The sequence below is a fragment of the Mycobacterium sp. AZCC_0083 genome, assembly GCF_014202335.1.
Classification (GTDB): domain Bacteria; phylum Actinomycetota; class Actinomycetes; order Mycobacteriales; family Mycobacteriaceae; genus Mycobacterium.
The window spans coordinates 68,139-94,149 of the sequence record NZ_JACHGP010000025.1 but is presented as its reverse complement, the minus strand read 5'-3'; the positions used below and the strand labels follow the sequence as shown (position 1 = coordinate 94,149).

General features: G+C 66.9%; 25 protein-coding genes. 13 read left to right on the top strand and 12 right to left on the bottom strand.

Translation table 11 applies throughout. The features are described from left to right. From HNP02_RS38915 to HNP02_RS38900, 4 genes are all read left to right on the top strand, one after another. Entirely contained in the window at positions 1–765 is a 765-nt protein-coding gene (locus tag HNP02_RS38915) for a DUF899 family protein (RefSeq protein WP_184445995.1), read from the top strand. Between the two features lie 171 nt (positions 766–936). After that, positions 937–2,121, top strand: a complete 1,185-nt coding sequence (locus HNP02_RS38910) for a serine hydrolase domain-containing protein (RefSeq protein ID WP_184445994.1) — start codon at positions 937–939, stop codon at positions 2,119–2,121. Positions 2,122–2,150: 29 nt separating this feature from the next. Beyond that, positions 2,151–4,238, top strand: coding sequence for an ATP-dependent DNA helicase RecQ (locus tag HNP02_RS38905; RefSeq protein WP_184445993.1), 2,088 nt, complete (start codon positions 2,151–2,153; stop codon positions 4,236–4,238). 107 nt (positions 4,239–4,345) lie between these two features. Next, positions 4,346–4,804 carry a hemophore-related protein gene (locus HNP02_RS38900; RefSeq protein WP_255507461.1) on the top strand — a complete coding sequence of 153 codons (459 nt, stop codon included), beginning with the start codon at positions 4,346–4,348 and terminating at the stop codon, positions 4,802–4,804. Between the two features lie 27 nt (positions 4,805–4,831). Here the strand turns inward: HNP02_RS38900 and HNP02_RS38895 are convergent, their stop codons facing one another. The 4 genes from HNP02_RS38895 to HNP02_RS38880 form a co-directional block, all read right to left on the bottom strand. Further along, the gene (locus tag HNP02_RS38895) at positions 4,832–5,836 is read right to left on the bottom strand and encodes an NAD(P)-dependent alcohol dehydrogenase (RefSeq protein ID WP_184445992.1); all 1,005 of its coding nucleotides are present in this window, start codon (positions 5,834–5,836) and stop codon (positions 4,832–4,834) included. Positions 5,837–5,900: 64 nt separating this feature from the next. After that, on the bottom strand, positions 5,901–7,148 hold the full coding sequence (locus HNP02_RS38890; protein WP_184445991.1) for a sugar ABC transporter permease: 1,248 nt from the start codon (positions 7,146–7,148) through the stop codon (positions 5,901–5,903). Continuing rightward, the gene (locus HNP02_RS38885) at positions 7,145–7,918 is read right to left on the bottom strand and encodes an ATP-binding cassette domain-containing protein (protein ID WP_221318515.1); all 774 of its coding nucleotides are present in this window, start codon (positions 7,916–7,918) and stop codon (positions 7,145–7,147) included. Before HNP02_RS38885 ends, HNP02_RS38890 begins: the two co-directional genes overlap by 4 nt. Positions 7,919–7,965: 47 nt before the next feature. After that, the gene (locus tag HNP02_RS38880) at positions 7,966–9,036 is read right to left on the bottom strand and encodes a sugar ABC transporter substrate-binding protein (protein ID WP_221318499.1); all 1,071 of its coding nucleotides are present in this window, start codon (positions 9,034–9,036) and stop codon (positions 7,966–7,968) included. Positions 9,037–9,170: 134 nt separating this feature from the next. On the opposite strand from HNP02_RS38880, the gene HNP02_RS38875 reads away from it, so the two are divergent. Continuing rightward, entirely contained in the window at positions 9,171–10,208 is a 1,038-nt protein-coding gene (locus tag HNP02_RS38875; RefSeq protein WP_184445989.1) for a LacI family DNA-binding transcriptional regulator, read from the top strand. A 5-nt stretch (positions 10,209–10,213) separates the two neighbouring features. On the opposite strand, the gene HNP02_RS38870 is transcribed toward HNP02_RS38875, so the two are convergent. After that, positions 10,214–11,119 (bottom strand): IclR family transcriptional regulator, encoded by a 906-nt coding sequence (locus tag HNP02_RS38870; RefSeq protein WP_184445988.1) that lies wholly within the window; start codon positions 11,117–11,119, stop codon positions 10,214–10,216. Between the two features lie 140 nt (positions 11,120–11,259). On the opposite strand from HNP02_RS38870, the gene HNP02_RS38865 reads away from it, so the two are divergent. The 6 genes from HNP02_RS38865 (at position 11,260) to HNP02_RS38840 (ending at position 16,875) form a co-directional block, all read left to right on the top strand. Further along, on the top strand, positions 11,260–12,387 hold the full coding sequence (locus tag HNP02_RS38865; RefSeq protein ID WP_184445987.1) for a hypothetical protein: 1,128 nt from the start codon (positions 11,260–11,262) through the stop codon (positions 12,385–12,387). Between the two features lie 3 nt (positions 12,388–12,390). Continuing rightward, the gene (locus HNP02_RS38860) at positions 12,391–13,173 is read left to right on the top strand and encodes an SDR family oxidoreductase (protein WP_184445986.1); all 783 of its coding nucleotides are present in this window, start codon (positions 12,391–12,393) and stop codon (positions 13,171–13,173) included. Beyond that, on the top strand, positions 13,173–14,324 hold the full coding sequence (locus HNP02_RS38855) for a sulfotransferase (protein ID WP_184445985.1): 1,152 nt from the start codon (positions 13,173–13,175) through the stop codon (positions 14,322–14,324). The genes HNP02_RS38860 and HNP02_RS38855 overlap by 1 nt, the downstream gene beginning before the upstream one ends. A 73-nt stretch (positions 14,325–14,397) precedes the next feature. Then, entirely contained in the window at positions 14,398–14,598 is a 201-nt protein-coding gene (locus tag HNP02_RS38850; RefSeq protein WP_184445984.1) for a hypothetical protein, read from the top strand. Next, positions 14,559–14,846 (top strand): hypothetical protein, encoded by a 288-nt coding sequence (locus HNP02_RS38845; protein ID WP_184445983.1) that lies wholly within the window; start codon positions 14,559–14,561, stop codon positions 14,844–14,846. The genes HNP02_RS38850 and HNP02_RS38845 overlap by 40 nt, the downstream gene beginning before the upstream one ends. Before the next feature lie 49 nt (positions 14,847–14,895). Beyond that, positions 14,896–16,875: a serine/threonine-protein kinase gene (locus HNP02_RS38840; protein WP_184445982.1), complete on the top strand. Its 1,980-nt coding sequence runs from the start codon at positions 14,896–14,898 to the stop codon at positions 16,873–16,875. Positions 16,876–16,928: 53 nt separating this feature from the next. On the opposite strand, the gene HNP02_RS38835 is transcribed toward HNP02_RS38840, so the two are convergent. The 3 genes from HNP02_RS38835 to HNP02_RS38825 all read right to left on the bottom strand — a co-directional run bounded on the left by HNP02_RS38835 (position 16,929) and on the right by HNP02_RS38825 (position 20,448). Further along, complete coding sequence (locus HNP02_RS38835; RefSeq protein WP_184445981.1) at positions 16,929–18,632, bottom strand: HNH endonuclease signature motif containing protein; 1,704 nt, start codon at positions 18,630–18,632, stop codon at positions 16,929–16,931. A gap of 176 nt (positions 18,633–18,808) precedes the next feature. Beyond that, positions 18,809–19,285 (bottom strand): hypothetical protein, encoded by a 477-nt coding sequence (locus tag HNP02_RS38830; protein ID WP_184445980.1) that lies wholly within the window; start codon positions 19,283–19,285, stop codon positions 18,809–18,811. Continuing rightward, a complete protein-coding gene (locus HNP02_RS38825) occupies positions 19,282–20,448 on the bottom strand; it encodes a Rieske 2Fe-2S domain-containing protein (RefSeq protein ID WP_184445979.1) in 1,167 nt (388 codons plus the stop codon). The genes HNP02_RS38830 and HNP02_RS38825 overlap by 4 nt, the downstream gene beginning before the upstream one ends. 99 nt (positions 20,449–20,547) lie before the next feature. Between HNP02_RS38825 and HNP02_RS38820 the strand changes: the two genes are divergently transcribed. Beyond that, on the top strand, positions 20,548–21,078 hold the full coding sequence (locus tag HNP02_RS38820) for a gamma carbonic anhydrase family protein (RefSeq protein WP_184445978.1): 531 nt from the start codon (positions 20,548–20,550) through the stop codon (positions 21,076–21,078). Positions 21,079–21,139: 61 nt separating this feature from the next. Here the strand turns inward: HNP02_RS38820 and HNP02_RS38815 are convergent, their stop codons facing one another. The 4 genes from HNP02_RS38815 to HNP02_RS38800 are packed head-to-tail and all read right to left on the bottom strand — an operon-like array spanning position 21,140 to position 24,885. Continuing rightward, the gene (locus HNP02_RS38815; protein ID WP_184445977.1) at positions 21,140–21,553 is read right to left on the bottom strand and encodes a nuclear transport factor 2 family protein; all 414 of its coding nucleotides are present in this window, start codon (positions 21,551–21,553) and stop codon (positions 21,140–21,142) included. 22 nt (positions 21,554–21,575) lie between these two features. Then, positions 21,576–22,772 (bottom strand): thiolase domain-containing protein, encoded by a 1,197-nt coding sequence (locus HNP02_RS38810; protein WP_184445976.1) that lies wholly within the window; start codon positions 22,770–22,772, stop codon positions 21,576–21,578. Next, positions 22,772–23,836, bottom strand: a complete 1,065-nt coding sequence (locus HNP02_RS38805; protein WP_184445975.1) for a thiolase domain-containing protein — start codon at positions 23,834–23,836, stop codon at positions 22,772–22,774. Before HNP02_RS38805 ends, HNP02_RS38810 begins: the two co-directional genes overlap by 1 nt. 11 nt (positions 23,837–23,847) lie before the next feature. Then, on the bottom strand, positions 23,848–24,885 hold the full coding sequence (locus tag HNP02_RS38800; RefSeq protein ID WP_184445974.1) for a Zn-ribbon domain-containing OB-fold protein: 1,038 nt from the start codon (positions 24,883–24,885) through the stop codon (positions 23,848–23,850). A 59-nt stretch (positions 24,886–24,944) separates the two neighbouring features. On the opposite strand from HNP02_RS38800, the gene HNP02_RS38795 reads away from it, so the two are divergent. Further along, positions 24,945–25,976, top strand: coding sequence for an LLM class F420-dependent oxidoreductase (locus tag HNP02_RS38795; RefSeq protein WP_184445973.1), 1,032 nt, complete (start codon positions 24,945–24,947; stop codon positions 25,974–25,976). Positions 25,977–26,011 lie beyond the last annotated feature (35 nt).

Here is a 26,011-nt window from a genome sequence, read left to right as displayed (position 1 = left end):
ATGACCACCAATGATTCGCCAGGCCGCCCGCCCGTCGTCGACATGGCCACCTGGCAGGCCGCCCGTGACGAGCTCCTGATCCGCGAGAAGGCGCACACCCGCGAGGGCGACGCCATCGCCGCGGCCCGCCGTCGGTTGCCGATGGTGGAGTTCGACGGCACGGTCGAGGTCGTCGGGCCGGACGGGCCGGTCCCGTTCCTTGACCTGTTTCAGGGTCGCGACGAGCTCGTCGTCTACAAGCACATGTGGCACGACGGCGCGCCGCACCAGGGGCAGTGCGGCGGCTGCACCACCACGGCCTGGCACGTGAAGGACGCCGTCTACCTCAACGCCCGCGGCGTCTCCTACGCCGTGCTGACCGAGGGCCGCTGGGACGAGGTGGCTCCGTACGTCGAATTCATGGGCTACACGGAGCCCTGGTACTCGGTGCGCGATCTGGACGCGCCGATCGGCAACGACATGGGTTCGATCACCTGCTACCTGCGCGACGGTGACCGCGTGTTCCTCACCTACGCCACGACGGGCCGGGGCAACGAACCGGTCAATGGGTCCATGGGCCTGCTCGACATGACGCCGTACGGCCGCGGCGAGACGTGGGAGGTCAACCCCGACGGCTGGCCGGAGGGGCGCCAGTCGTGTTGGTACTGGTGCTCGGACGCCGACGGGAACGCCACCTGGGGTGAGACCAGCCGTCCCGTTCCGCAGTGGACTCGGCCCGGCGCCACCCCCGTTGAGACCCTTGGCAGGCACGGCGACCACGACTGATTTCACGCTGCACCACTCCGAGGGCATCGACCTGGGCAGGGTGGTCATCGTGTGCTGTGCGGCCGATGCGCAACTCGTCCGGCTTCATCCCGACGATGTCGGTGGAGAGCGTGACGCAGATCGACAAGCCGAAGAACACCTACGCGTACCAATGATGTTTGGATGACGCCCATGAGCACCTTTCCCGGCTTCGCCGACGAGGGCTTCGGACCGGTCGCCGACGCGTTCGTCGAGAATTTCCGCCGGGGCAGCGAGATGGGCGCGGGGTGCGCGGTGTACCACGACGGCCGACTGGTCGTCGACCTGTACGGCGGCACCGCCGACGCTGCTACGTCGAGACCGTGGACGGCCGACACCCTGACGATCGGCTTCTCCGTATCCAAGGGCTTGATGGCGCTATGCGGCTACCTGGCCCAGCAGCGCGGACTCCTGGACTTCGACGCTCCGGTCGTCACGGTGTGGCCGGAATTCGCCGGGAACGGCAAGCGGGACATCGTGATTCGCGACGTGTTCTCGCACAGGGCCGGACTGATCGCCCTCGATGCGGTGTTGACCCTGGATGACGTCCTGAACTGGGAGCCCGTGATCAGGGCCATCGAGGCGCAGCGACCGCTGTGGACGCCGGGCACGGCGTACTCCTACCACGCGCTGACCTTCGGATGGCTCACCGGCGAGATCCTTCGCCGCGCCACGGGCAAGATGCCGAGTGCGCTGCTGGCCGACTACCTCGCCGACGCCCTCGGCGTGAACGCCTGGATAGGGCTGCCCGCCGCCGAGCAGCACCGGGTGGCCCGGATGCATGCCCCTCGCTCGAGGATCCGGCGCACCGCCTTCCGCGTGCTGCCGAAGATCCTGCCGCGAATCGGTAGGGCGACCACGGTGCGGGCAGTCACGATGGGGGAAGCGTTCCCCTTCTCGTTGATCGACGGCTGCGCGGGTGATTTCAACACCCCCGCGGTGCATTCCGCCCAGATCCCCGCAGCCAATGCCATTCTCGACGCTCGAGCGCTGGCGACCATCTACGCCGCGGCGGTGTCCTCGGTGAACGATGTGCAACTGCTGACGGACGATTCCATCGCCGATGCCGTCAAGGTGCGCTCCGCTGGCCCCGGATGGCACGTTTCACTCACTCCGCCTGGCGTCCGCTTCTCGACCGGATTCCTCGTCAACGGCATCCCGTATCGACCGCTGCTGTCGGACTCGTCGTTCGGCCACGACGGTGCGAGCGGCAGCCTCGGCTTTGCCGACGCCGAGAGCCGCACCGGCTTCGGGTACGTCAACAACCTGATCGGCGGGGGCCGCGATCGACGCGCCAACGACCTGACCGCTGCCCTCCGGCGCTGCCTGGATCGTTAGCCGTCGGACCCTGCGGGCACTATTGCGGGATGGCGACCCGCGAGCAGGCGCAAGCAATCCTCGAGCAGCTGGCCGGACCGCGGGCCACGTTGCGCGACGATCAATGGACGGCCATAGAGGCGCTCGTCGTGCAACGCAGGCGCGCGCTCGTCGTGCAGCGCACTGGGTGGGGCAAGTCGGCGGTGTACTTCATCGCCGCGAAACTGCTCCGCGCCGCAGGCCACGGACCGACGGTGATCGTGTCGCCGCTGCTGGCGCTGATGCGCAACCAGGTCGCCGCCGCCGAGCGGGCAGGCGTCCACGCCGCCACCATCAACTCGAGCAATGTCACTGACTGGTCCGAGATCCACGATCGTGTGCGCAACGGCGACCTCGACGTCCTGCTGGTCAGCCCGGAACGGCTCAACAATCCCGACTTCCGCGATCAGGTGCTGCCCGCGCTTGCGCACGACGCCGGGCTCGTCGTGGTCGACGAGGCGCACTGCGTTTCGGATTGGGGCCATGACTTCCGGCCGGACTACCGCCGCATCCGGACGCTGATCGCCGAGCTCGGCGCGAATGTTCCGGTACTGGCCACCACGGCCACCGCCAACGACCGCGTGGTCGAGGACGTCGCGACCCAACTCGGCGTTGGCGGCGGCGAAACCCTGGTGCTGCGTGGCGGGCTGGATCGTGAGTCGCTGCGGCTGTCCGTGGTGAGGGCTGGCAATCCGGCACAACGCGCGGCATGGCTTGCCGCACACATCGATTCGCTGCCTGGCTCGGGCATCGTCTACACGCTGACCGTCGCACAGGCGCACGACGTCGCGGCACTGCTGCGCGAACAGGGCCACGCGATAGCCGCCTACACGGGTTCGACCGAGACGGCCGAGCGTGAACAACTCGAGGGCGACTTGCTCGCCAACCGAGTCAAGGCCCTGATCGCGACGTCGGCGTTGGGCATGGGATTCGACAAGCCGGACCTCGGGTTCGTCGTCCACCTGGGTGCCCCGTCCTCGCCGATCGCCTACTACCAGCAGGTCGGCCGCGCAGGCCGGTCGACGGCCAGCGCCGAGGTGGTGTTGTTGCCCGGCCGCGAGGATCAGGACGTCTGGCGCTACTTCTCGTCCGTCGCGTTCCCGTCGGAGTTGATGGTGCGCAACGTCATTCACGCACTCGAGCTCGACCGCCCGCAGTCAACGCCTGCGCTGGAGCCGCTGGTGGACCTTGGCCGGACTCGGCTGGAGATGGTGCTCAAGGTGCTCGACGTCGACGGGGCGGTGCGGCGCGTCAAGGGCGGTTGGGTCGGCACCGGCGAGCCATGGGAGTACGACGAGGCGCGGTACCGCAAGCTCGACGAGGCCCGCAAGCGCGAACAGCAGGCGATGCTCGACTATCAGGACACCGAAGGCTGCCGGATGGCCTTCCTGCGCAGCCAACTCGACGATCCCGACCTCGAAGACGGCGAGCGTTGCAGTCGCTGCGACAACTGCACGGGGTCGCGCTACGACGGTGCGGTCGACGCGACGGCGGCCGAGGAGACCAGGGCTCGCCTGATGCGTCCAGGGGTGGAGATCACGCCGCGCAAGCAGTGGCCGTCGGGTCTGGCCAAGCTCGGCGTCGACCTGAGCGGACGCATCGGCGACGGTCCATCGCCTGGCCGGGTCATCGGCAGGGTGACCGACCTGGGCTGGGGAGCCCGGTTGCGGCGTGTGCTCGACGAACCCGACGGCGAGGTGTCCGACGATGTCGTGCAGGCCGCCGTGAAGGTGCTTGCGTCGTGGGACTGGGCGACGCGGCCTACCGCGGTGCTCGCGCTCGACTCCGACAACCATCCGAAGCTGATCGGGTCACTGGCGCGCGAACTCGCCCGACTCGGCAAGCTCGCCGACCTCGGCACGCTGCAGTACGCGCCGGAGCGGAGGCCCGTGACCGCCGCCAACTCGGCGTACCGGGTCGCCGCGCTGCACGGTTCGTGGGTGCCGCCGGATCCGGCCGGGATCGCCGGCGCCGGTGGTCCTGTGCTCCTTGTCGACGACGTGACCGACACCGGGTGGACGCTGACGATGGCTGCCCGCGTGGTGCGGGCAGCAGGTGCACCGGACGTGCTGCCCTTCGCGTTGGCGGCCACCAGCTGACCAGCAACTTCCGTCACATCAGTAACAACACCGGCGAACGCCCCGAAGTCATCTGCAGTGGCCGAGTCACCGTCAGGGGTGTCGCCGGAAAGAAAGAGAGCTTGCCCATGATCGACTCCAAGACCGTGATTCGCCGATCCGCACTCGGAATGCTCGCAGCTGGCGCGGCCTTCGTCGCACTGACGGTGCCTTCGGCGAGCGCCGATCCCGTCGACGCCGATGACACCACCGCACCCACCACCGCGGCGGCCCCCGCCGTCACGGCGACGCCCGTCGCCGCGGCCGCGGGCGACTGCAACGCCGCTGGACTCGCGACGACCATCAGCTCGGTGACGGCGTCGCTGTCGACGTACTTCGCCGCTCATCCCGACGTCAACGAGGCGCTCATCGATGCGACCCGGCAGCCGGCGTACGCGGCGGTCGGACAGTTCGACGGTTACTTCAAGGATCATCCGGAGCAGGCCGACGACCTTCGCGCCATCCAGGCTCCGCTGGCCGCCTTCAAGGATCGCTGCGGTCTGCAGGTGGCGCCCACCGACGCCCTCTCCGTGCTTGCCGACGTCTAGCCCCTGTACTCGTCGTGGCGGGGCCGGTCACTGCTGCGGGTGAATCACCGCCTTGATCGAGTCGTTGACGCGGCTGGCCAGGGTCAGTGCGTCGGCGGATTCGGCGAGCGGGAAGTGGTGCGTGATTAGCTCGCTGACGTCGATCCGGCCCGACGACACCAACTCGATCGCCAGTGGCCAGGTGTGGTTGTACCGGTTGACGAGGCTCAGCGAGACCTCGTTGACGTTGAGCTCCGCCAGCGGCAGCGGGACGTCCTGCTTGGGCATCCCGATCATGGCGGCGCGCCCCGCGGGAGCCAGTCGGGCCATCCCGGCAGCGAGCGCGCCCTGGGCGCCCGAACACTCGAGCAGCACGTCGAACGTCTTGTCGCTGGCGGCATCGGGCGACTCGGTGGCGAAGCCCATCTTGCGGGCCAGCCCGATGCGGAACTCGGAGAAATCGCTCACCGTCACCGAGCCCGCCCCGAACGCGCGGGCGGTCGCCGCCGCCAGCAGCCCGACCGGACCGGCGCCGGTGACCAGCACGTCGTCGCCCGCAGTCAGATTGGCCCGTTTGCAGCCCCAGATTCCGACCGACAGCGGCTCGAGCAACGCACCCTCCTCGTACGACATCGCCTGCGGGATCGGGTACAGATTGCGGGCGTCGATCGCCATCAGTTCCATCAGCGCCCCGTCGTAGGGCGGGGTGGCCAGGAACACCAGATCGGGGCACAGGTGGTAGCGACCGGCCTTGCACTCCTTGCAGTCGCGGCAGGGGGTTCCCGGTTCGATGGCGACGCGGTCGCCGACCGATACGTTCGTCACCTCGCTGCCGACCTTGGCGACCTCGCCGGACACCTCGTGGCCGAGCACGATCGGACCGTCGACCACGTAGTCGCCGATCCGCCCGATCTTGAAGTAGGCGGTGTCGGATCCGCAGACGCCCACGGCGTGGATGCGCACGACCGCCTGCCTGGGGCCGGGCTCCGGCTCCGGAAGTTCTCGAATCTCAATGTGTTCGAGTTCGGTCATCACCGCTGCGCGATTGGACATGAGTTCGTCTCCTTATGGTCTTGGGCTTCGCGTTCAGGCGCGGGGCGAGCGCAGCGACGGGAGATTAGGCACGGCCGTGGCTCGCGCGTGACTTGCGCGCGACCGAGTCGATGGCGACCGCGACCGCAAGCACGAGGCCGGTGATGATGAACCGGTACGACGAGTCGAGGTTCAACAGCGTCAGCCCGCTGGCGATCGCCGCGATGACCAGCGTGCCCAGCAGCGCCGAGAATGCGCTGCCGCGCCCGCCGAACAGGCTGGTGCCGCCGATCACCGCGGCCGCAATCGCGTTGAGGTTCACGTCGCCGGTGCCGCTGGACAGGTTGGCCGATGCCAGTCGGGCTGCGGCGAGGATGCCGCCGACACAGGCGAGAAACGAGCACACCGCGAACGCGGTCAGGTAGATCCGCCGCACGTTGATGCCGGACCGGCGGGCTGCCTCCTCGTTGCCGCCGACCGCTCGCAGACTGCGTCCCCACTGGGTACGGGTGAAGCCGTAGTTCAGCACCAACACCAGGCCGACGAACATCACGACCATCCAGCCCACGCCGCGCTCCTGGTTGAGATACCAGGTGAACGCTGCGAGGGCCGCAACGAGCGCAACCGATCGCAGGATCAGGTAATTCATCGACTGCGCGGACAGATTGGACTTCCTGCGCCGTTGGCGGCGTTCGTAGCCGCTGACGAACAGTCCCAAACCGGCGAGCACGGCCAGCACGTACGACAGCCATGCGGGCACGAACGAGAGTTGAGCGAAATGCACCAACGTGGAGTCGAACGGGAGGTTGACCGAACCCTGATCGCCGAGGATCGCGAGCTGCAGGCCGAGGAAGGCGAGTAGCCCGGACAGTGACGCCACGAAGCTCGGCATGCCGAACCGGGTGAGTGCAACGCCGTAGGTCATGCCGATCAGGAGCGCGACGGCGCAGGCGAGGGCCACTGCGAGCATCCAGTTCCAGCCGTGCCTGACGAAGAGCACGCCGACGATTGCACCGGACAGGCCACTCACGGAGCCGACCGAAAGGTCGATCTCCCCGACCAGAAGGACGCAGACGATCCCGAGCGAGATGATGCCGACCGCGCAGGAGTCCAGCGTCAGGTTCACCAGGTTGGCGCTGGACAGGAAGATCGGATTGAGCGACTGGAAGATCGTGCAGATCACCAGAAGCCCGAGCACCACCGGCAGCACGCCGACGTCCCCGGCCTTGACGCTGCGCCAGAACGAGCGCAACGTCCCGCCGAAACCGGCGTCGTGTCGAAGGCGCTCGTCGGTCCTGTCGAGAGAAGGAGTGGTGGGGGTCGCGGTCATCATGTCCCCGCTTCGTCGTGGTCGGCTCCGGCGCGGTCCCGGCGGCGGGTGACCGCATTGTCGGAAGCGCCGGTGATCGCGGCCACCAGTTGCTCGGTGGTGACCGTCTTGGCGTCGAACTCGCCGTTGTTGCGGCCGAGCCGGAGCACGACGATGCGGTCGGCAACCGCGCGGACGTCCGCCATGTTGTGGCTGATCATGACGACGCCGAGCCCGCGGTGTTTGAGCCGTTCGATCAGATCGAGCACCTCCGCGGTCTGGGCCACGCCAAGGGCGGCGGTCGGCTCGTCGAGGATGATCACCTTGGGCTCACCGAGCAGTGATCGGGCGATGGCCACGGTCTGGCGCTGGCCACCGGACAGCGATGCGACCGGAATCCGGACGGTTGGTATCCGGGCAGACAACTGCTGCAACAGATTCCAGGCCTGCACCTCCATCTCGGTCTCGTCGAGTCGCCACGGGCTCATCTCACGACCGAGGAAGAGGTTTTCGACGACGTCGAGGTTCTCGCACAGCGCGAGGTCCTGGAAGACGGTGGCGATGCCGAGCTCGATGGCGGCGCTCGGGTCGGTGATGGCGACGGTGTCGCCCGCGAAGGTGACCGTGCCCGAGTCCGGCTGGTGCACGCCCGCCAGCACCTTGACGAGCGTGGACTTGCCCGCGCCGTTGTCACCGACGAGTGCGACGACCTCTCCGGCGGAGACGTCGAGTTCGATGGCCGTGAGCGCGTTCACCGCCCCGAAGGACTTGTTGACGCCCCGCAAGCTGAGCAGGCTGGTTGTCGAGGGGGCCGGTGCAGCTCCGGAGGCCACCACCGTCACTAGCCGATGCCCAGCCGTTTGCACGCCGCCGCGTACTCGGCGGTGCACAGCTCGGACGCGGGCGTGATGTTCTTGTCGACGATCTCGGCCTTCAGGTTCTCCTGGGTGACCAGCGTCGGGGTGAACAGTTCGGCGGGGGAGTCGAAGATGGTCGTCTTCGCCTCCGGCGTCTCGCCCTTGAGCAACTTGTCCGCGACGTCGGCCGCTGCGCCGCCGACGATCTCGCTCGGCTTGCTGATGGTGTTGTACTGGTCGCCCGCGATGATCAGCTGTAGTCCGGCGACCGTCGCGTCGTTACCGCTCACCGGCGGAACGGGATTGACGCCCGCGGCCTTGAGTGCGGCGATCGCGCCACCGGCGGTGCCGTCGTTCGCAGCTATCACGCCGACGATGCGCGGGCCGAACTGCGCGATCTGCCCGGCCACCCACTTCTGTGCGTTCTCGGGCTTCCACTCGATGGTGTCGTACTCGCCGAGCACCGGTACGCCGCTGCCGTCGACGGCTTCGTGGACGCCCTTCTTGATGAGGCCGGCGGCGGCGTCGGTGGGCGAGCCGTTGACGATCAGAATGCCCGCGCCAGGCGGCAACGGCTGGCCCTTGACCTTGTCGATCAGCGATTTGCCGATCTGCTTGCCGATGTCCTCGTTGTCGAACGACACGTAGTAGTCGACCCTCGTGTCCGGGATCGGCCGGTCGTAGGCGACGACCTTCACGCCCTGGCCCTTGGCCGCGTTGACCAGGGAGGCGGCTGCGGCCGAGTCGACGGGGTCGAGCACGATGACCTTGGCGCCCTGTGCGACCGCGGAGTTGAATTGCTGCTGCTGCTTGTCGGCGCTGCCGTCGGCGTTGTTGTACAGCGGCTTGCAGTCCGGACACAGCTCGCCGAGGCGCTTCTCGAAGCCGGGCCGGTCGTGCAGCTCGTAGCGGGTCGAGCCGGTGTCGGGCATCAGGAAGGCGACCGTTCCGCCGCCACCGGTCGAACCGGAGTTGCTACTGCACGCGGTCATGGAGGCGGCGACCAGCACGGCTCCCGCGATGGCGTATCCACGTGCTCGGTTCGAACTCTTCACGGACCATCTCCCTGGTTGTGCGACCTGAGGCCGTTCGATCGATTTTGAATCGTGTCAACTACTAGTGAGGAGGCTAGAATGCATCATTGAATCGTGTCAAGCGTCACATTGACGAGCACTCGGGAGCTGGGTAGGTGGATCGTCAGACGTCCAGACGCGCAACGACGAAAGACGTTGCCGAGCGGGCCGGGGTGTCGCAGGGGACCGTCTCCAACGTCCTGAACCACCCCGACTGGGTCAGCGACGCCAAGCGCAAGGCCGTGGAGGAGGCGATCGCCGACCTCGGCTTCGTCCGGCACGAAGTCGCCCGACACCTGCGGACGGGACACTCGCAAACAATCGGCATGCTGCTGCTCGATACCGACAACCCCGGGTTCCTCCACATCGCTCGCGGTGTCGAGGACTACGCGATCGCGCGCGGCTGGAACGTGCTCATTGCGAACAGCGCCCGTGATCTGGAGCGCGAGCGGGCTTACCTGAGGGTCTACGCGGAGGCGCGGGTGGCCGGTGTGATCGTCGTGCCACACGACGAATTCGACCAGGGAGCACACGACATCCGGTCGGGCGGAATGCCCGCCGTCGTAATCGACCGTCTCGAGACCGGCTCGGGCAACATCTCGGTGGGGGTCGACGACCTTGCCGGTGGCAGGCTGGCCGGCCAACACCTCATCGGGCTCGGACACCGGCGCATCGCGTTCGTCGGGGACGTGTCGACGGCAACCCCGGTGCACGACCGCATGGTCGGGCTGAGCACCGCGGTGAATGAGGTGCCGGGTGGTGTCCTCGAAGTCATGCCGACCGAGCTGAGCGTCGACGGTGGACGATCCTTCGGCACCCGGCTCGCGGGGCTGTCGCCATCTTCTCGCCCTACCGCAGTGGTGGCGGCGATCGACCTCATCGCCATCGGCCTGTTGCAGGCGCTGCTTCAGTACGGGATACGGGTTCCCGATGACATCTCCATCGTGGGTTATGACGACGTCCCGTTCGGCAAGCAGTTGTCCGTGCCGCTGACGTCTGTGCGGCGTCCGCACTACGAGATGGGCGCTATGGCTGCGGAACTCCTTCTCGCCGCCGTATCGGGGGACCCGCTCCCGCGACGGCACGTCGTGTTCGACCCCGAACTCGTCGTCCGGTCCTCGACGGCAACCGCACCCTCTGCGACGGAGCCCTGACGGCGCTAACCCGTAACTCCGCCCAACTGGGCCGTGAGGGTGGACGCCGCCGTCATCAGGCCGCGGGCGCACCTGGTGATCTCGCCATCGCTGAGCGCCCGACCGATCTGTAGCGACACCACCATCGCCTGGCGCCGGTGATGGTCGTAGACGGGTGCCGAGATGACGCTGACGTCATGTCGCTGCCGGGGTCCCGAGGCGTTGGCCTCGCTGCGCAGGTACACCCGCTCGCCGATGTCGGAGACCAGTTCGCCGAGCAGCGCCCGCAGTTCATCGGGCAGTGCGCTCGACATCCCCGCCATCAATGCGTAGAGCCGTCGTCCGCCCGGCGTCAGCAGCTCGACCAGGTAGCCCGTAGTGCGGCATTCGTCGATCACCCGGTCCAGCCGGTCGGTGTCGGTGCGCAGCGGAATCGTCGGCTCCTTCGCCAACCAGGTCCGCAGTGCGTCGTCGTCCCACAGCACGAACATCAGACCGACGGGCGGGGTGAACGGGTAGCTCTGTCCAACACGGACGCCGACGTCCGCACCCGGCGGCCCGACGAGTTCCAGCAGCGTGATGCGGTCGTCGATGACGGCCGACAGCGCGGCGGTGGTGTCGTACTTCGAGGAGAGGCGGCGCAACTCCTCGCGGGCGGCGGGGTTCACCCGCATCGATTCCTGCGCGGCGTGGCCGAGCGAGATCAGTGCGGGCCCCAGCCGATAGGTCTTGTCCTGCGCGTCGCGCACCAGGTAGTCGGCTGCCGCCAAGGTGCCGACGATGCCGAGGCAGGTCGGCTTGCTGAGGCCGAGTCGCCGCGCCAGTTCCGACACCCCGAAACGGTCGTGTGGATGCCGTGCCAGGAAGTCGAGAACGGCTACTACGCGCTCGGTGGGCGGGGACGCACGACCGGAGGAGTCGCTGCTCGGCATTTCAGAATTGTACCCACACGGTACAGATATGGACCGCTGGACGACCGATGCGGCGTTGACGGGAACTAGAACGCGTTCTAGTCTGGTGACGAAATATCTACCAGCACGGTCCAATATTGAACCGCGAAGGGTGAACGTCAATGTTCTCAACGCCGTTGGTCGAGGCGATCGCGGAGGCCGAACGCCTCGTCGCGGAAGCGCCCCTGATCGAATCCGAGGCCGACCTCCTCGAAGGTCTGCAGTACCTGGCCGGCTGCATCGCTGGGTGCACGCACGTCGCGTTCGACTACGACCGCGACCACCCGTTCCTGCACGAGGGCACCGGGCCGTTCACCAAGATGGGTCTGGACAACCCGGACACCATGTACTTCGGGACCCGGGTGCAGCCCAACCACGAGTACGTCGTCACGGGCCGGCGCGGTACGACGACCGACGTGAGCTTCCAGCTGCTCGGTGGCGAGTACACCGACGCCAACGTGCCCGACAGCGAGACGGCCTTCGACGACCGCAAGCTCGACATAGCCGCCGACGGCACCTTCGAGTGGCGATTCACGCCCACCGGTCCGGCCCAGCTCGTCATCCGCGAGGTGTACAACGACTGGTCGGCGCAGCGTGGCTCCTTCGCTATCGCGCGCACCGATACCGAGGGCACCGCGCCGCCGCCGCTGACCAAGGAACTCATCGAAAAGCGTTATGCCGTAGCCGGTAAGCAACTGGTCCAGCGGGTCAAGACGTGGCTGCAATTTCCGCAGTGGTTCTATACCGATCTTCCGGTCAACACCCTGGTAGCGCCCCGGCTGACGCCAGGAGGCCTTGCCACCCAGTACTCGTCGGTGGGGCACTTCGACCTGACGCCGGACCAGGCGCTGGTGATCACCCTCCCGGTCACCGATGCGCCATACCTCGGCTTCCAGCTTGGCAGCCTCTGGTACATCTCGCTGGACTACATCAACCACCAGACCTCGCTGAACGGCACTCAGGCGCAAGCTGATCCGGATGGCAAGATCCGCATCGTGGTATCCGATCAGAACCCAGGGGTGACCAACTGGGTGGAGACACTCGGGCATCAGAAGGGCTTCCTGCAGTTCCGGTGGCAGCGGGTATCGCGTGAGCTGACCGAGGCGGACGGCCCGACGGCCGAGCTGGTCGACATCGACCAGGTGGCCGCCGCGCTGCCGTACCACGAATCGAACAAGATCTCCGACGAGGATTGGCGGGCACGGATTGCGCTACGCCAGAAGCAAATTGGCGACAGGATGGTGGGGTAGGACATGACAGGATTGCTGGATGGCAAGGTGGTCGTGATCAGTGGCGTCGGCCCCGCGCTCGGTACGACGCTGGCTCGCCGATGTGCCGAGGAGGGTGCGGACCTGGTACTGGCGGCCCGCACGGTCGAGCGACTGGAGGACGTCGCCAAACAGATCACCGACCTTGGTAGGCGGGCCATCTCGGTAGGGACCGACATCACCGACGACGCTCAGGTGGCTCATCTCGTCGAGGAGACGCTCAAGGCGTACGGCAAGGTCGACGTGTTGATCAACAACGCGTTCCGGGTGCCTTCGATGAGACCCTTTGCGAACACCACCTTCGAGCACATGCGCGATGCCATGGACCTGACCGTGTTCGGTGCGCTGCGGATGGTCCAGGGCTTCACGCCTGCACTGGCGGAGGCCAAGGGCTCCGTGGTCAACGTGAACTCGATGGTGGTACGGCACTCGCAGGCGAAGTACGGCGCCTACAAGATGGCGAAGTCGGCGCTCCTTGCCATGTCTCAGACGCTGGCCACCGAGCTTGGCGAGCAGAACATTCGCGTCAATTCGGTTCTGCCCGGCTATATCTGGGGCGGCACCCTGCAGGGATACTTCGAACACCAGGCCAGCAAGTACGGCACCACCGTCGACGACATCTATAACGCGGCGGCAGTCAACAGCGATCTGAAGCGCCTGCCCACCGAGGACGAGGTGGCCTCGGCGATCCTGTTCATGGCCAGCGACTTGTCGAGCGGGATCACCGGACAGGCCCTCGACGTGAACTGCGGGGAGTACAAGGCCTGATGAGTGGGAGTTCACGCACAGACGTAGGCACCGTCGACGACCTGCATGCGTCGGCAGTCAAGGCCACCGGCCTCGACGACTTCGGCGTCGACGACGACAACTACCGCGAGGCACTCGGCACGCTGCTCGAGTCCTACCGGCGCGACGCCGACCTGACCGAGCTCGGAAGCAAGATGTGCCGCTTCTTCGTCAGGAATGCGCTGGTCGCTCGATTGGTTTCCGAGGCGGCGTGGAAGCAGTATCCCGAGCATGTCGACGTGTCGGTCGAGCGGCCGATCTTCGTCACCGGGCTGCCGCGCACCGGCACCACCGTGGTTCACCGTCTACTCACCGCCGACCCGACCCACCAGGGTCTGGAGTTGTGGCTGGCGGAGTTCCCGCAACCCCGGCCGCCACGCGAAACCTGGTCGGACAACCCGGTATTCGCACGGCTCGATGCACAGTTCGCCAAGGCACACGCGGAGGACCCCGACTACACCGGGCTGCACTACATGACGGCCGACGAGGTCGAGGAGTGCTGGCAGCTGCTTCGCCAGTCGTTGCACTCGGTCTCCTACGAGACACTCGCCCACCTGCCCACCTACTCGCAGTGGCTGGCCAAGCAGGATTGGACGAGGTCGTATCAGCGGCACCGCAAGAACCTTCAGCTGATCGGGCTCAACGACGCAGGGAAGCGGTGGGTGCTGAAGAACCCCAGCCACCTGTTCGCGCTCGACGCGGTGTTCGCGACGTACCCCGACGCGCTGGTGGTGCAGTGCCACCGGCCTGCGGAGACCATCCTGGCGTCGATGTGCTCGCTGGCTCAGCACACCACTGAGGGTTGGTCGAACACCTTCTCCGGCAACGTGATCGGGCAGGATGCGATCGAGACCTGGTCGCGTGGTTTGGAATTGTTCGACGCCGAACGTGCCAAGCACGATCCGGCCCAGTTCTACGACCTCGACTACTTCGAGCTCATCAAGGATCCGATCGGCGTCGTCGAGGCCATCTACCGCCAGTTCGGGCTGCACTTCACCGACGCAGCACGCGAGTCGATGGAGACCATGCACGCCGAGAGTCAAAAGGGTCCGCGGGCACCGAAACACACCTACTCACTTGCCGATTACGGGTTGACGCCAGAAGAGGTCAAGGACCGCTTCAAGGGGCTGTAGCCGCGGCTCAGAGGGCGAAAACCTGCCCGTCGCGGGCGATGGTGACCTTGCCCGAGAGGTTTCTTACCGGTACATGCCCCACCTGGACACGGTGACCCTCCCGAGCGGCAACACGATGACGGTCGACCCGATGATCGGCGAGGACGCGGCACCGGGTACCGCATCGAAGTTCGGGTTGGACTGCACCATCCCGATCAGCCCCAAGTTCAACAAGACCCCTTCGACCGCAGCACCGTGTTCGAACTCGGCGATCCACCGCCCGACGTGGTGGTGATGTCGGAGGCGGAACTGACGCTCGACATGGCGGCGCTCATCCGCGAGGCTCCCCGGACGTGGAAGGAGATCCTCCAGAACTATCACGGGCAGCCGTACCGTGCGGTCTACGGGGCGTTCAGCAATCTTCGCCACCAACTCGGCCGCTGTGACGACGAACCGTGGTACCGCTACACGTTCTCCGACACCGACTTCGCGGTGAGCCCGCAGGAAGGCCCGCCGTCCAACTTCGATCCGCGGCATCGCTGACGTCGCTATCCCTGCCACGGATCCACTGACAGGCCGCTATCGTGAGTCGGTGGAAGGGACGCCATTCGGCCGCTACCAGCTGATCGATCTGCTGGGCCGTGGCGGGATGGGCGAGGTGTGGCGCGCCCACGACACCGCAATCGACCGCGTGGTGGCGCTGAAGATGTTGCTTCCCCACTACGCCAAGGACCCCGACTTCGACAAGCGGTTCCGCCGGGAAGCCCGCATCGCCGCGCGCCTCAACGACCCGCACGTCGTGCCGATCCACGACGTCGGCGAGATCGACGGACGCCTCTACGTCACCATGCGGCTCATCGACGGCGTCGACTTGGACGCGCTCCTGAGAACCGGCCCGCTGGCGCCCGAACGCGCGGTGCACATCATCGAGCAGATCGCGTCGGCGCTCCACACCGCGCATCGCGCGGGCCTGGTGCATCGCGACGTCAAGCCGTCCAACATCCTGTTGGCCGACAACGACTTCGCCTACCTCATCGACTTCGGCATCGCGCGCGCCGCGGACGACACGGGGTTGACGTCCGAGGGGTCGACCATCGGCACCTGGGCCTACATGGCGCCGGAACGCTTCCAGTCCGGCGACATCGAGCCCAGTTCCGACATCTACGCCCTCGCCTGCGTCTTCTACCAATGCCTCACCGGTGAGCCACCCTTCCCCGGCAATACCCTCGAGCAGGTCGCGGTGGGCCACATGGTCGCGCCACCACCCAGAGCCTCCGAGGCGAAGGACACCGTCCCGACCGGACTGGACCGGGTGATCGAGACGGGGCTGGCCAAACAGACGACTGAGCGATACTCCACGGCCGTCGAGATGGCTGCCGCCGCACGGCGCGCCATCACGGAACCGACCAGCCAACCCCATGGCGGTCCAACACAACTGGCTCCGCTCAGCGACACCAGCCCGCGTTGGCCGGCCCCGCCAAACCCGGTACAGACCTATCCGACGCCGCCCCCGCACGGGCCACCACCGCAGTATGGCCCGCCACCTCCGTACGGCCCGCCCCAGTGGGCCCCGCAGCAGTGGGGCCCGCCGCAAACACCGCCGCCCATCGCGAAGCGCTCGGGGCGACGACGCGGCGTCCTGATTGGCGCCATCGTGTTCATCGTGACGATGATCGTGGTGGCAGGCACCGTGTTCGCGGTCGTCGGACTCAATCGGAGCGACGATTCGCCGGCCAAGCCATCAACCCCGGCTGGCGGTGGGCCCGTTTTCAGCGGTACCTACCGTGCCGATTACGGGCCTGGGACGGATCTCGACGACAAGCCGGTCCCGAATGCTCCTGCGACGACGAGCAGTTGGGATGTCCGCTCGGAGTGCGGTGCAAGGGGTTGCGCGGCGACGGCGGCGAGTGCCAGTGGCAATTCCCTCTTGTCGAACATGACATTCGATCAGTTGGGTGGCACCTGGGTGGCCGTTGGCCTCGCCTCTGCGGAGTGTGGCGCCGGAACCCCCTCCGAGGTCTGGGTGGTGGTGACGCTGCAGCCGCAATCCGACGGCAGACTCACCGGCGACACCATCAGATCCTCCACCGACAGTCTTTGCGCCGCAAAGCGTACCGTGAAGTTCACCCGCACTGGCGACCCCGACCTCGGCAAAGTTCCGGATCCAGCCGTCCTGCCGCCGCGGGTGGTGAGCCCTGCCGACGGGCTTCGCGGCAGCTACCGTCAGACGACGACCTTCACGAACGGCCAGGTGATTCCCGGACAGGTTCTCGCCGCCAATACGTACTGCCTTCGCACCGGCGATCGGTGCATGAGCCTGTTCCACGCGGGCGGTGGGGCCGTCACCTTGATGTACGCCGATGACAAGTGGACTCGCAACGAACAGGGCACCACGAGGTGCGGTGCCGGCGGCACGGCGCAGATCACGATCACCGCGGAGTACCCGATGCCCCGGCAATTGGATGACCCGATCGCGGTGCTCACCGGGCGTGGTAGTCAAACCGTCGCGGCGGGCGGGTCATGCACTGGCGGTGGGGATTTCGAGGATCAGTTCCAGCGCACGGGGGATTAGTGTCCTGTGCCATTGGTTCGGGTGCAGCCTCTGTCGGACTTGTGCCCGGTTGGTCAGAACGGGGGTGGGTCGTCGTCGATGGCGCGTTGGTTGCGTTGGCGTTCGGCGTGGAGTCGCTGGGCGGTTTGTTGGGCGCGGGTGTGCTTGCGGGTGGGCATGGTCAGGCCGCGTTCGGGTGAGCCGGTGGCCGCTTCTGGTGCGAGGGTGCCCGGCGGTAGCGGTGTGGTGGTGTCCCAGTGTGGGAAGTGCAGTCTGCTGCCCGGTGGTCGGGTGTAGCGGTGTCCGGTGGGACTGATCCACACGATGGTCCCGTCGGATAGCTGGTGGTCGGTCCAGCCGGTCGGGCCGATCCAGAAAGTCTTGAGTAGGTGGTGTTTTCGGCATAGGGCTTTGATGTTGCCGGGATGGGTCGGCCCGCCAGGGCCGTGGGGTGTGGTGTGGTCGAGGTCGCAGCGTTCGGCGGGGCGGTCGCAGTAGGGGAAGGTGCAGGTTTGGTCTCGGTTGCGGACGAAGCGCGCCAGCTTCGCTGAGGGTCGGTAGCGCGGCTCGCTGCACAGTTCGGCCGGGTGGGGTACGGGGCGTATGGGGGCGCCGAGGCGGACGAGTTCGGCGAGTAGTGGGGTGGGTACGATCCCGCCGCCGGCGATCACCGCCAATCCCGAACCGGTGCTGCGGTGTTCGGGCTGCGGCTGGTGCTCCGACGGTTCCGACGGTTCGGGTTCGGGGGTGGGTGCCGGTTCGGTTTCGAGGTCGGGTGTCGGCTGCGCTGCTGTCCCGCGTTGCGGCCCGGGCGGTGGTGTGTCGGCATTCGGCCCTGGGTCCGGCGGTGGTGGTCCCACGTCGGGATCATTCGGCCCTGGGTCGGGCGGTGGTTGGTCGGGCATCGGTCCGGCATTGGGCCCTGGGTCGGGTGGTGGCGGGGGTGGTGCAGTGTCGGGGTGGTGGTCGGTGAGGATGTGGATGACGATGGCCTCGGCGCGGGCGTCGGGTCCGGGGGCGGTGCAGTCGGGGCGTGCGCAGGTGCAGGGCAGGTGGGTGCCGCGGGCGCTGAGCACCCCGAGTGCTGCCGAGCGGCGTTCACCGGAGCTGCGGGGGTCGTGGGGGCAGACGGTGGCGGCGAGTTGATCGACACATCGCGCCACGAGTTCGGCGTCGGTGACGGTCAGCCGCCCCCAGATGGTGGTGGTGCCGGTGGTGTCGTCGCGGTCCCCGAACTTCACGTCGCAGCTTTTGGCGGCGGTCTGGAAGCGGCGGACGGCGGCGGGGTCGTGGACGAGGATGGCGGCATCGATGGCGTTTTCGAGTTTGGTCACCGACATCGGGCCGAAGGAGGCGGCGATGGCGGCCAGGTCGGCGTCGACGCGGGCCAGGATGTCGGGGTCGTCGATCAGTTGGGTGCGCCAGCTGATGGTGTGGGCCAGCGGGGCGGCCAGGGTGCCCTCGGCGACCAGTTTGGCGATCTGGGGCAGCCGATGACGCAGGGCCAGCCCTTGATGCATGTGGGTGGACGCTGCGCGTTGTCCGATGCCACTGGCGGCGGCGATTTCGGCGGCCGCGCTGTCCCAGCCGTCACAGGCCCAGAACTGCCGCCCCATGGCTTGTTCGGCGGCGCAGCGTCGGGTGGTGAGTTCGGCGATGGCGGCCATCCGGTGAAAGGCCACGGTGGCCTGGGCACGGGTCCAGCCGGTGACGGCATCAACCAGCGCCGCATCATCGACATGGGGCAGGTCATCGCTCTGGGCTAGTTCCTCGAACACGCTTCAATCATGCTGAGGAACCCAGACATTCATGCCCGCAGACCCAGACATCCAACCGACCCGCAACCCCGGGCTGTGGATGAATCGGTGACTGTGCACAACCCCGCCGAACACCGACGCCGAACACCCGAATGTCGGTACCGCGTGCTAGGGCTCAGGGTCCTAGACGGAAGCGATCAGCCGTCGCCGGGCGCCGGGGCGGTCGAGACCTCGTCGAGGCACCCCTCCGCAATGGCATGCTTGATGCTGTCGGCGAGCCGTGGGCAGGCGCGACTGCGGCTGCTGTCGCCGCCGCTCGCCCGCACCTCGGTGAACGTCGCGCACCGCTGCGTCGCCTCCGAATTCCACTGCACCGCAGTGTGTCCTGGGCCGAGCTTCTTGACGGCAACGGTGACGTGGCAGAACCGGCAGTCGACGGGCGCCAATCCAGAGTTGAGGTAGCGCTCGCGATCACGCGCAGTGGCCTCGTGCACCGCCGCCGCCCGCTGCGGGTCGTCGGCGAAATCCGGTGCCTTGCTCCACGAACGCGTGCTCGGGCCCGTGCCGACCGGATCATCGTCATCGTCATCGTCGTGCGCGCCGTGAAGGAGCAGCATCGAGCGGGCCAGACGGTCGACGTCTGGCGTTTGGATCCGCTCGTCGTGCGTGGTCATGTCGCCGGTTGCTCCGCGGCTTCCTTGTCCTGAGCCTCCTGCGCCTGCACTTTGAGGTTCTCCTCGACCTCGACGTGCCACTTCTCGTTGGCGGCCGTGGTGTCGACCTCGATCTCGAAGCGGTCGACCATGTCCGGCGACACGTCGGCGACATCGACGTAGAACTGCTGATACCAGCGGCGCATCTGATAGACCGCGCCGTCCTCCTCGACCAGCAAGGGGTTGTCGATGCGGGTCTTGTGTCGCCAGATCTCCACGTCCTGAAGGAAGCCCTTGCTGACGCCTTCGGTGAACACCCGGGCCAACCGCTCAGTGGTCTTCTCGTCCAAGCCCTTTGGCTTCTCGACGATGACGCCCCACTGCAGCATGAAGGAGTCCTGGTTCACCGGATAGTGGCAGTTGATCAGGATCGACTCGGCCTTGAAACCGCCGTAGTTGTTGTGCAGCCAGTTGATCATGAACGACGGCCCGAAGTAGGACGCCTCCGAATCCAGATGCGCCTCGCCGTATGACGTACCAAGGTCATTCACGTCGGGCCTGCCCACGTTGTGCAGGTACTGCGAGGCGATGTGACCCTCGAAGACGTTCTTGAAGTACGTCGGCAGACCGAAGTGGATGTAGAAGAAGTGCGCCATGTCGGTGACGTTGTCGATGATCTCGCGGCAGTTGGCGCCCTCGATCAAGATCGTGTTCCACCGCCACTCGGTCCAGTCGTCGCCGCCATACTCCGGGATGTCCGGGATGCGCACCTCGGGCGGCGGCGGATTGCCCTCGACGTCGTGCCAGACGAACAGCAGGCCGCTGCGGATGTCGGTGGTCCAGGAGCGGGTCCTGGCCAGCCGCGGCGTGCGCTTGGCGTACGGCACCAGCTTGCACTTGCCGTCGCCACCCCAGCGCCAGTCGTGGAACGGGCAGGCGACCTCGTCACCCTTGATGGTGCCCTGGGACAGGTCACCGCCCATGTGGCGGCAGTAGCCGTCGAGGATCTTGAGCTCGCCTTGCGAGTCGGCGAACACCACCAGTTTGGTGCCGAATATCTCGATGGAGTGCGGCTTGCCGTCCAGGAATTCCTTCACTGGACCCAGGCAATGCCAGCCGCGCGCGTACCGGTCCGGCAGGGCGCCGGTGTCGATCTCACGGACTCCTGCAGTTTCGGTGGTCACGGTGGGCCTCCCGTTCCTTGGTCTCTAACTAGAACACGTTACAGTTTTTAGGTACGGGTGCGCAACGTCTGGCGCATCTACCTGCGGTATATCTAGTTGATGCCGCTGTTTTCATTCGAGGGACGTTCCCCGGTCGTCGATCCGACTGCCTTCATCGCGCCGACGGCCACGCTGATCGGTGACGTCCACGTCGAGGCGGGCGCGTCGGTGTGGTTCAACGCGGTGATTCGGGCGGACTTCGCCCCGATCATCATCCGGGAGGGCGCAAACGTGCAGGACGGAAGCGTGCTGCACGCACCGCCGGGCATACCGACCGACGTCGGACCCGGCGCTACCGTTGCGCACTGTTGCGTGATCCACGGCGTGCACATCGGTCAGGAGGCGTTGATCGCCAACCACGCCACGGTGCTCGACGGTGCGGTCATCGGCCGGCGAAGCCTCGTCGCCGCGCACTCGCTGGTGGTCGGCGGAACGAAGATCCCCGACGAGGTGTTGGTCACCGGCTCACCTGCCAAGGTGCGCGGCCCGATCGCCGGCACCGGCGCCGAGGTGTGGGTGAACACCAATCCCGGCGCATACCAGGACTTGGCACGGCGCTACCTGGCTGGAATGCAGCCCGTACAGAGTTGATTCTGTGCTGAGGGCCTTGGCTACTCGCACTTTTGCGCCCTGGACGCAGAATCAACGGGTCTTAGAGCTTGCGGGCGCTCGCTGCGGCCTGGTCGAGCTCCCAATAGGCGCGCAGCGCAACGATCTCACCGGCGTCGTTGACCTTGTAGGTGAACACGCCCTCGGCGGTGACCTCGTACCCGGCGGCCCTGATGACTATGTGGCCCACGTTGGCTTCCTCGTTGCCGCACTCATAGGTCTTCTCGAAGTTGAACGTCAGCTCGCTCGGGGCGATCGCCATGTCGAAGAAGGCTGCGATCGCCTCCTTGCCGCGGTGACCCTTGCCCTCCGGGTCGAAGTGCGACGGTCCGATCGGATCCTCGACGATGGCGTCGTCGGCGAAGACGGCCAGCCAGGCCTCTTTGTTACGGGCGACGGCGGCCTCGCGGGAACGCTTGCCCGCTAGATGAACCGGGGAGTCGCTCACTGCTGCCATCCCGAGTGGATGTCGGTGTACTTCACGAGGGCTTCACCGCTGGTTTGTCCGAGCTGACGACCCACATCGAGTAGTACTGCGAGCCACCGCCATACGCGTGCCCGAGCGCCTTGCGAGCACCCTCGACCTGGTGGTCACCGGCCTTGCCCATCACCTGGATCGCGGCCTCGGCGAACCGGATCATGCCCGATGCACCAATGGGATTGGACGAGAGCACGCCGCCAGATGCGTTCACCGGAATCCGTCCGCCGATCGCGGTCTCTCCTGCCTCGGTCAGTTTCCAGCCCTCGCCCTCCGCCGCGAAGCCGAGGTTCTCCAGCCACATCGGCTCGAACCAGGAGAACGGCACGTAGATTTCGGCACAATCGATTTCGTCGATCGGACTGGTGATGCCTGCGTCGCGCCACAGCGCAGCGGCGGCGTCGCGGCCGGCCTGCGGGTTGACCTGGTCACGGCCCGAGTAGGCCAGTGGTTCGGTGCGCAAGGCCGTGGCGTGAATCCATGCCACCGGATGGCTTTCCTGGACACGGCGATCCGCCGTTTCCTCGTTACCGATCACCAGCGCACATGCGCCGTCCGACGATGGGCAGGTCTCGTCGAAACGGATGGGATCCCACAGCATCTGGGAGTCCATCACCTTCTCCAACGTGATGTCGGGCTGGTGGAGATGGGCCAGCGGATTCTTGGCGCCGTTGAGCCGGTCCTTCACCGCGACCATGGCACCGATGTGACTCGGCGCGCCGGAACGGCGGATGTAGGACCGCACGTGCGGCGCGAAGTAACCCCCGGCGCCTGCGCCGACTGGCTTGGTGAACGGCACCGGAATGCTCAACGCCCACATGGCATTCGACTCCGACTGCTTCTCCCACGCCATCGACAGCACGCGGCGGTACTTGCCGGACTGCACCAGGCTGGCAGCGACCACCGCGGTCGAGCCACCGACCGAACCTGCGGTGTGGACCCGGATGAGGGGCTTGCCCGTCGCGCCGACCGCGTCGGCCATGAACAGCTCGGGCATCATGACGCCCTCGAAGAAGTCGGGCGCCTTGCCGACAACGACGGCGTCGATGTCGTCGAACGTCGAGCCCGAGTCGGCCAGCGCCCTGTCGATGGCCTCGCGCACCAGGCCGTTCATCGAGACGTCCTTGCGCTTGGCGACGTACTTGGTCTGTCCGGTCCCGAGCACAGCGGCCAGGTTCTTCTGCGCTGCGCCTGCCATTAGCTCTTTCCTTCCAGAACGGCGACCAGATTCTGTTGCAGCGCAGGACCGCTGGTGGCATGCGCCAGAACCCGCTGTGCGGACCCGTCGAAGATGTGGCGGGCGGCGAGCCCGATGCGTTCAAGCCCCGCGGAGAACATCGGGTTGGCCGCCAGCGTGCCACCTGACGGGTTGACCTTCGTCGACTCGGGCAGCCCGATGGCCTCGGTGAGGATCAGGTGCTGATGGGTGAAGGGCGAGTAGATCTCCGCAACGTCGATCGAGCCGGTGTCGCCCCCCGTGGCGGCCCTAGCCGACGCTGCCGTCGACGGCGACGTCGTCAGATCGCGCGCGCCGAGCGCCGGGGTTTCGATGCGGTGCTCGATGCCGGTGATCCAGGCCGGGTTCTCCCGAAGCTCGCGGGCCTTGTCGCCTGCGGCCAACACGATCGCCGAGGCGCCGTCGGTGATCGGCGCAATGTCGTGGCGGCGCAACGGATCCGCGAAGTACGGCCTGGCGAGCAACTCGTCGATACTGCTCGCCGGCTTCTCGGAGTCGGTCCTGCCGGATACCGCGAACGAATCCAGCGCCACCTGGGCCATCTGCTCGGCGGTCCACTTGCCGGAGTCGAGCCCGAACCGCGCCTGCAGTCCGGCCATCGACACGGCATCCGGCCACAACGGGGCGACCGTGTAGGGATCGGTCTGCATCGCAAGCACCCGGCGAAGCGTGCCCGCCGACGACTTGCCGAACCCGTACACCAGTGCGGTGTCGACCTGGCCGGTCAACAGCTTGATGTAGGCCTCGTACAGCGCCCATGCGGCGTCCATCTCGACGTGTGACTCGTTGATCGGCGGCACCGCACCGATCGCGTCGATCGCCGAGATGAACGAAAAGGCGCGTCCGGCAAGGTAATCCGAAGAACCGGAGCACCAGAACCCAATGTCGGTCTGCTTGATGCCGAGGTCGGCGTACACCGAGGCGAAGCACGGCATCAGCATCTCGACGCCGTTGGTCGTGCCTTCGGTGCGGCGGACGTGCGGGGAGTGCGCGAAGCCGACGACGGCAACGTCACGAAGAGTCATGGGTGCGCCCTTTACAGGTGGTGCTTGTAGGTGTCGTACTCGGCGTCGGGCTCACCCGTCGGCCGGAAGTATTCGATGTTGTCGATGCCGAGACCCCACTCGTCGCGGGGCCGCCACACCGCTTCGACCCGCATGCCCATCCGCACGTCGGCGGCGTCGATCTCGGTGACCAGATGCAGGAACGGGATGTCGGCGCCGTCGAGCAGAACGTAGGCAGCGACGTACGGCGGCTTGATCTTCTGACCGGCGAACGGGATGTTGATGATCGCGAACGTCGTGACCGTGCCCTTGTCGGGCAACTCGACGAACTCGGTGAGCTGCCTGCCGGTGGCCGGATCGGCCTCGCGCGCAGGGAAGTACACCTTCCCCTTATCGCCGCCGTCCAAGATGGCATGGGCCCCGATCAGCTTGCCCTCCTCGAGGCCACGCAGGAACGTGCTCTCGGGCAGCGACGCGGTGTGCTGGATCTCGATAGCGCTCGGGACGACCAGCAGGGTGACGGGCTCGCGCTCGTCGGTTCTTTCCCCCGTCGCTTCGCTCGCCCCAGGCGTGCTTGCCGGAACCTCCTCCGCCACGTCGCCGAGTGCGAAGTACGCGATGTCGGTGATCGAACCCACCGGCTCGTCAGCCCAGTGCACGTGCACCCTCGCGCCCGTGCTGATGGCGTCCGAGGAACCGGCGTCTACGGCGTGCAAGAGCGGGGTGTCGGCACCGTCGAGCTTGATCAAGGCCCATGCGAACGGGCGGTCGAGGGGCTGACCCTCCAGCGTTTGCTCCTGCCACGTCCACGACACCACCGTGCCCACGCTCGCGACCGGCACGACCTCGGTCAGTGGCTGGTAGTCGACGGGGTCATACTCGGCTGGCGGCACATGCACCCGTCCGTCCGACCCGCGCACGCCGAGAACGCGTCGCTCGCGCAGGGCGGTGAAGAACTGGCTGAGGAGTGGTCCGACTGAACGGGTGTAGTCGAATGAGAGCCTCAGCGGAGCTGAAAGTGGCGGCTCATGTGTGTCGATCTGCACCGGGCTGCTTTGGCTGGCGGTCACAGCATCGAGTAGAACAGGTTCTAAGAATGGTTTCAACCACGGGTCGAGAGGTGAGCTAAATGAAGTTGGGCCTTCAGCTCGGATACTGGGGCGCGCAGCCGCCGACGAACCACGCCGAATTGGTCGCGACGGCCGAGGAGGCCGGGTTCGACACGGTCTTCACCGCGGAGGCATGGGGCTCCGACGCCTACACGCCACTGGCCTGGTGGGGTCGTGAGACCACGCGGATGCGGCTCGGCACGTCGGTCATCCAGCTGTCCGCCCGCACGCCGACCGCGTGCGCGATGGCGGCGCTGACGCTGGATCACCTCTCCGGCGGCAGGCACATCCTGGGCCTCGGCGTATCCGGACCCCAGGTGGTCGAGGGCTGGTACGGCCAGAAGTTCCCGAAGCCGCTGGCCCGCACCCGCGAGTACGTCGACATCCTGCGCCAGGTCTGGGCACGTGAGGCACCCGTGCACAGCGACGGGCCGCACTACCCGCTGCCGCTGACCGGCGAGGGCACCGCGGGCCTCGGCAAGAACCTCAAGCCGATCACCCATCCGTTGCGCGCGGACATTCCGGTCATGCTGGGTGCCGAGGGGCCGAAGAACGTCGCGCTCGCGGCGGAGATCTGCGACGGCTGGCTGCCCATCTTCTACTCGCCGCGGATCGCCGACATGTACAACGAGTGGCTCGACGAGGGATTCGCCAGGCCGGGTGCCCGGCGCACCAGGGAAACCTTCGAGATCTGCGCGACGGCGCAGGTGGTCGTGACCGACGACCGGCCGGGGATCATGGAGCTGATGAAGCCGCACCTCGCGCTCTACATGGGCGGGATGGGCGCCGAGGACACCAACTTCCACGCCGACGTCTACCGCAGGATGGGGTACGCCGACGTGGTCGACGAGGTGACCGCGCTGTTCAGGAACAACCGCAAGGACGAGGCCGCGGCCATCATCCCGGATGAGCTGGTCGACGATTCGGCCATCGTCGGCAACCTGGACTACGTGCGTGAGCAGATCAAGGCCTGGGAGGCGGCAGGCGTCACGATGATGGTGGTCGGCGCCCGCTCCCCGGAGCAGATCAGGGACCTCGCCGGGTTGGTCTAGGCGGGGTGTAGACACTTTCTTGCAGATTGTCTAGA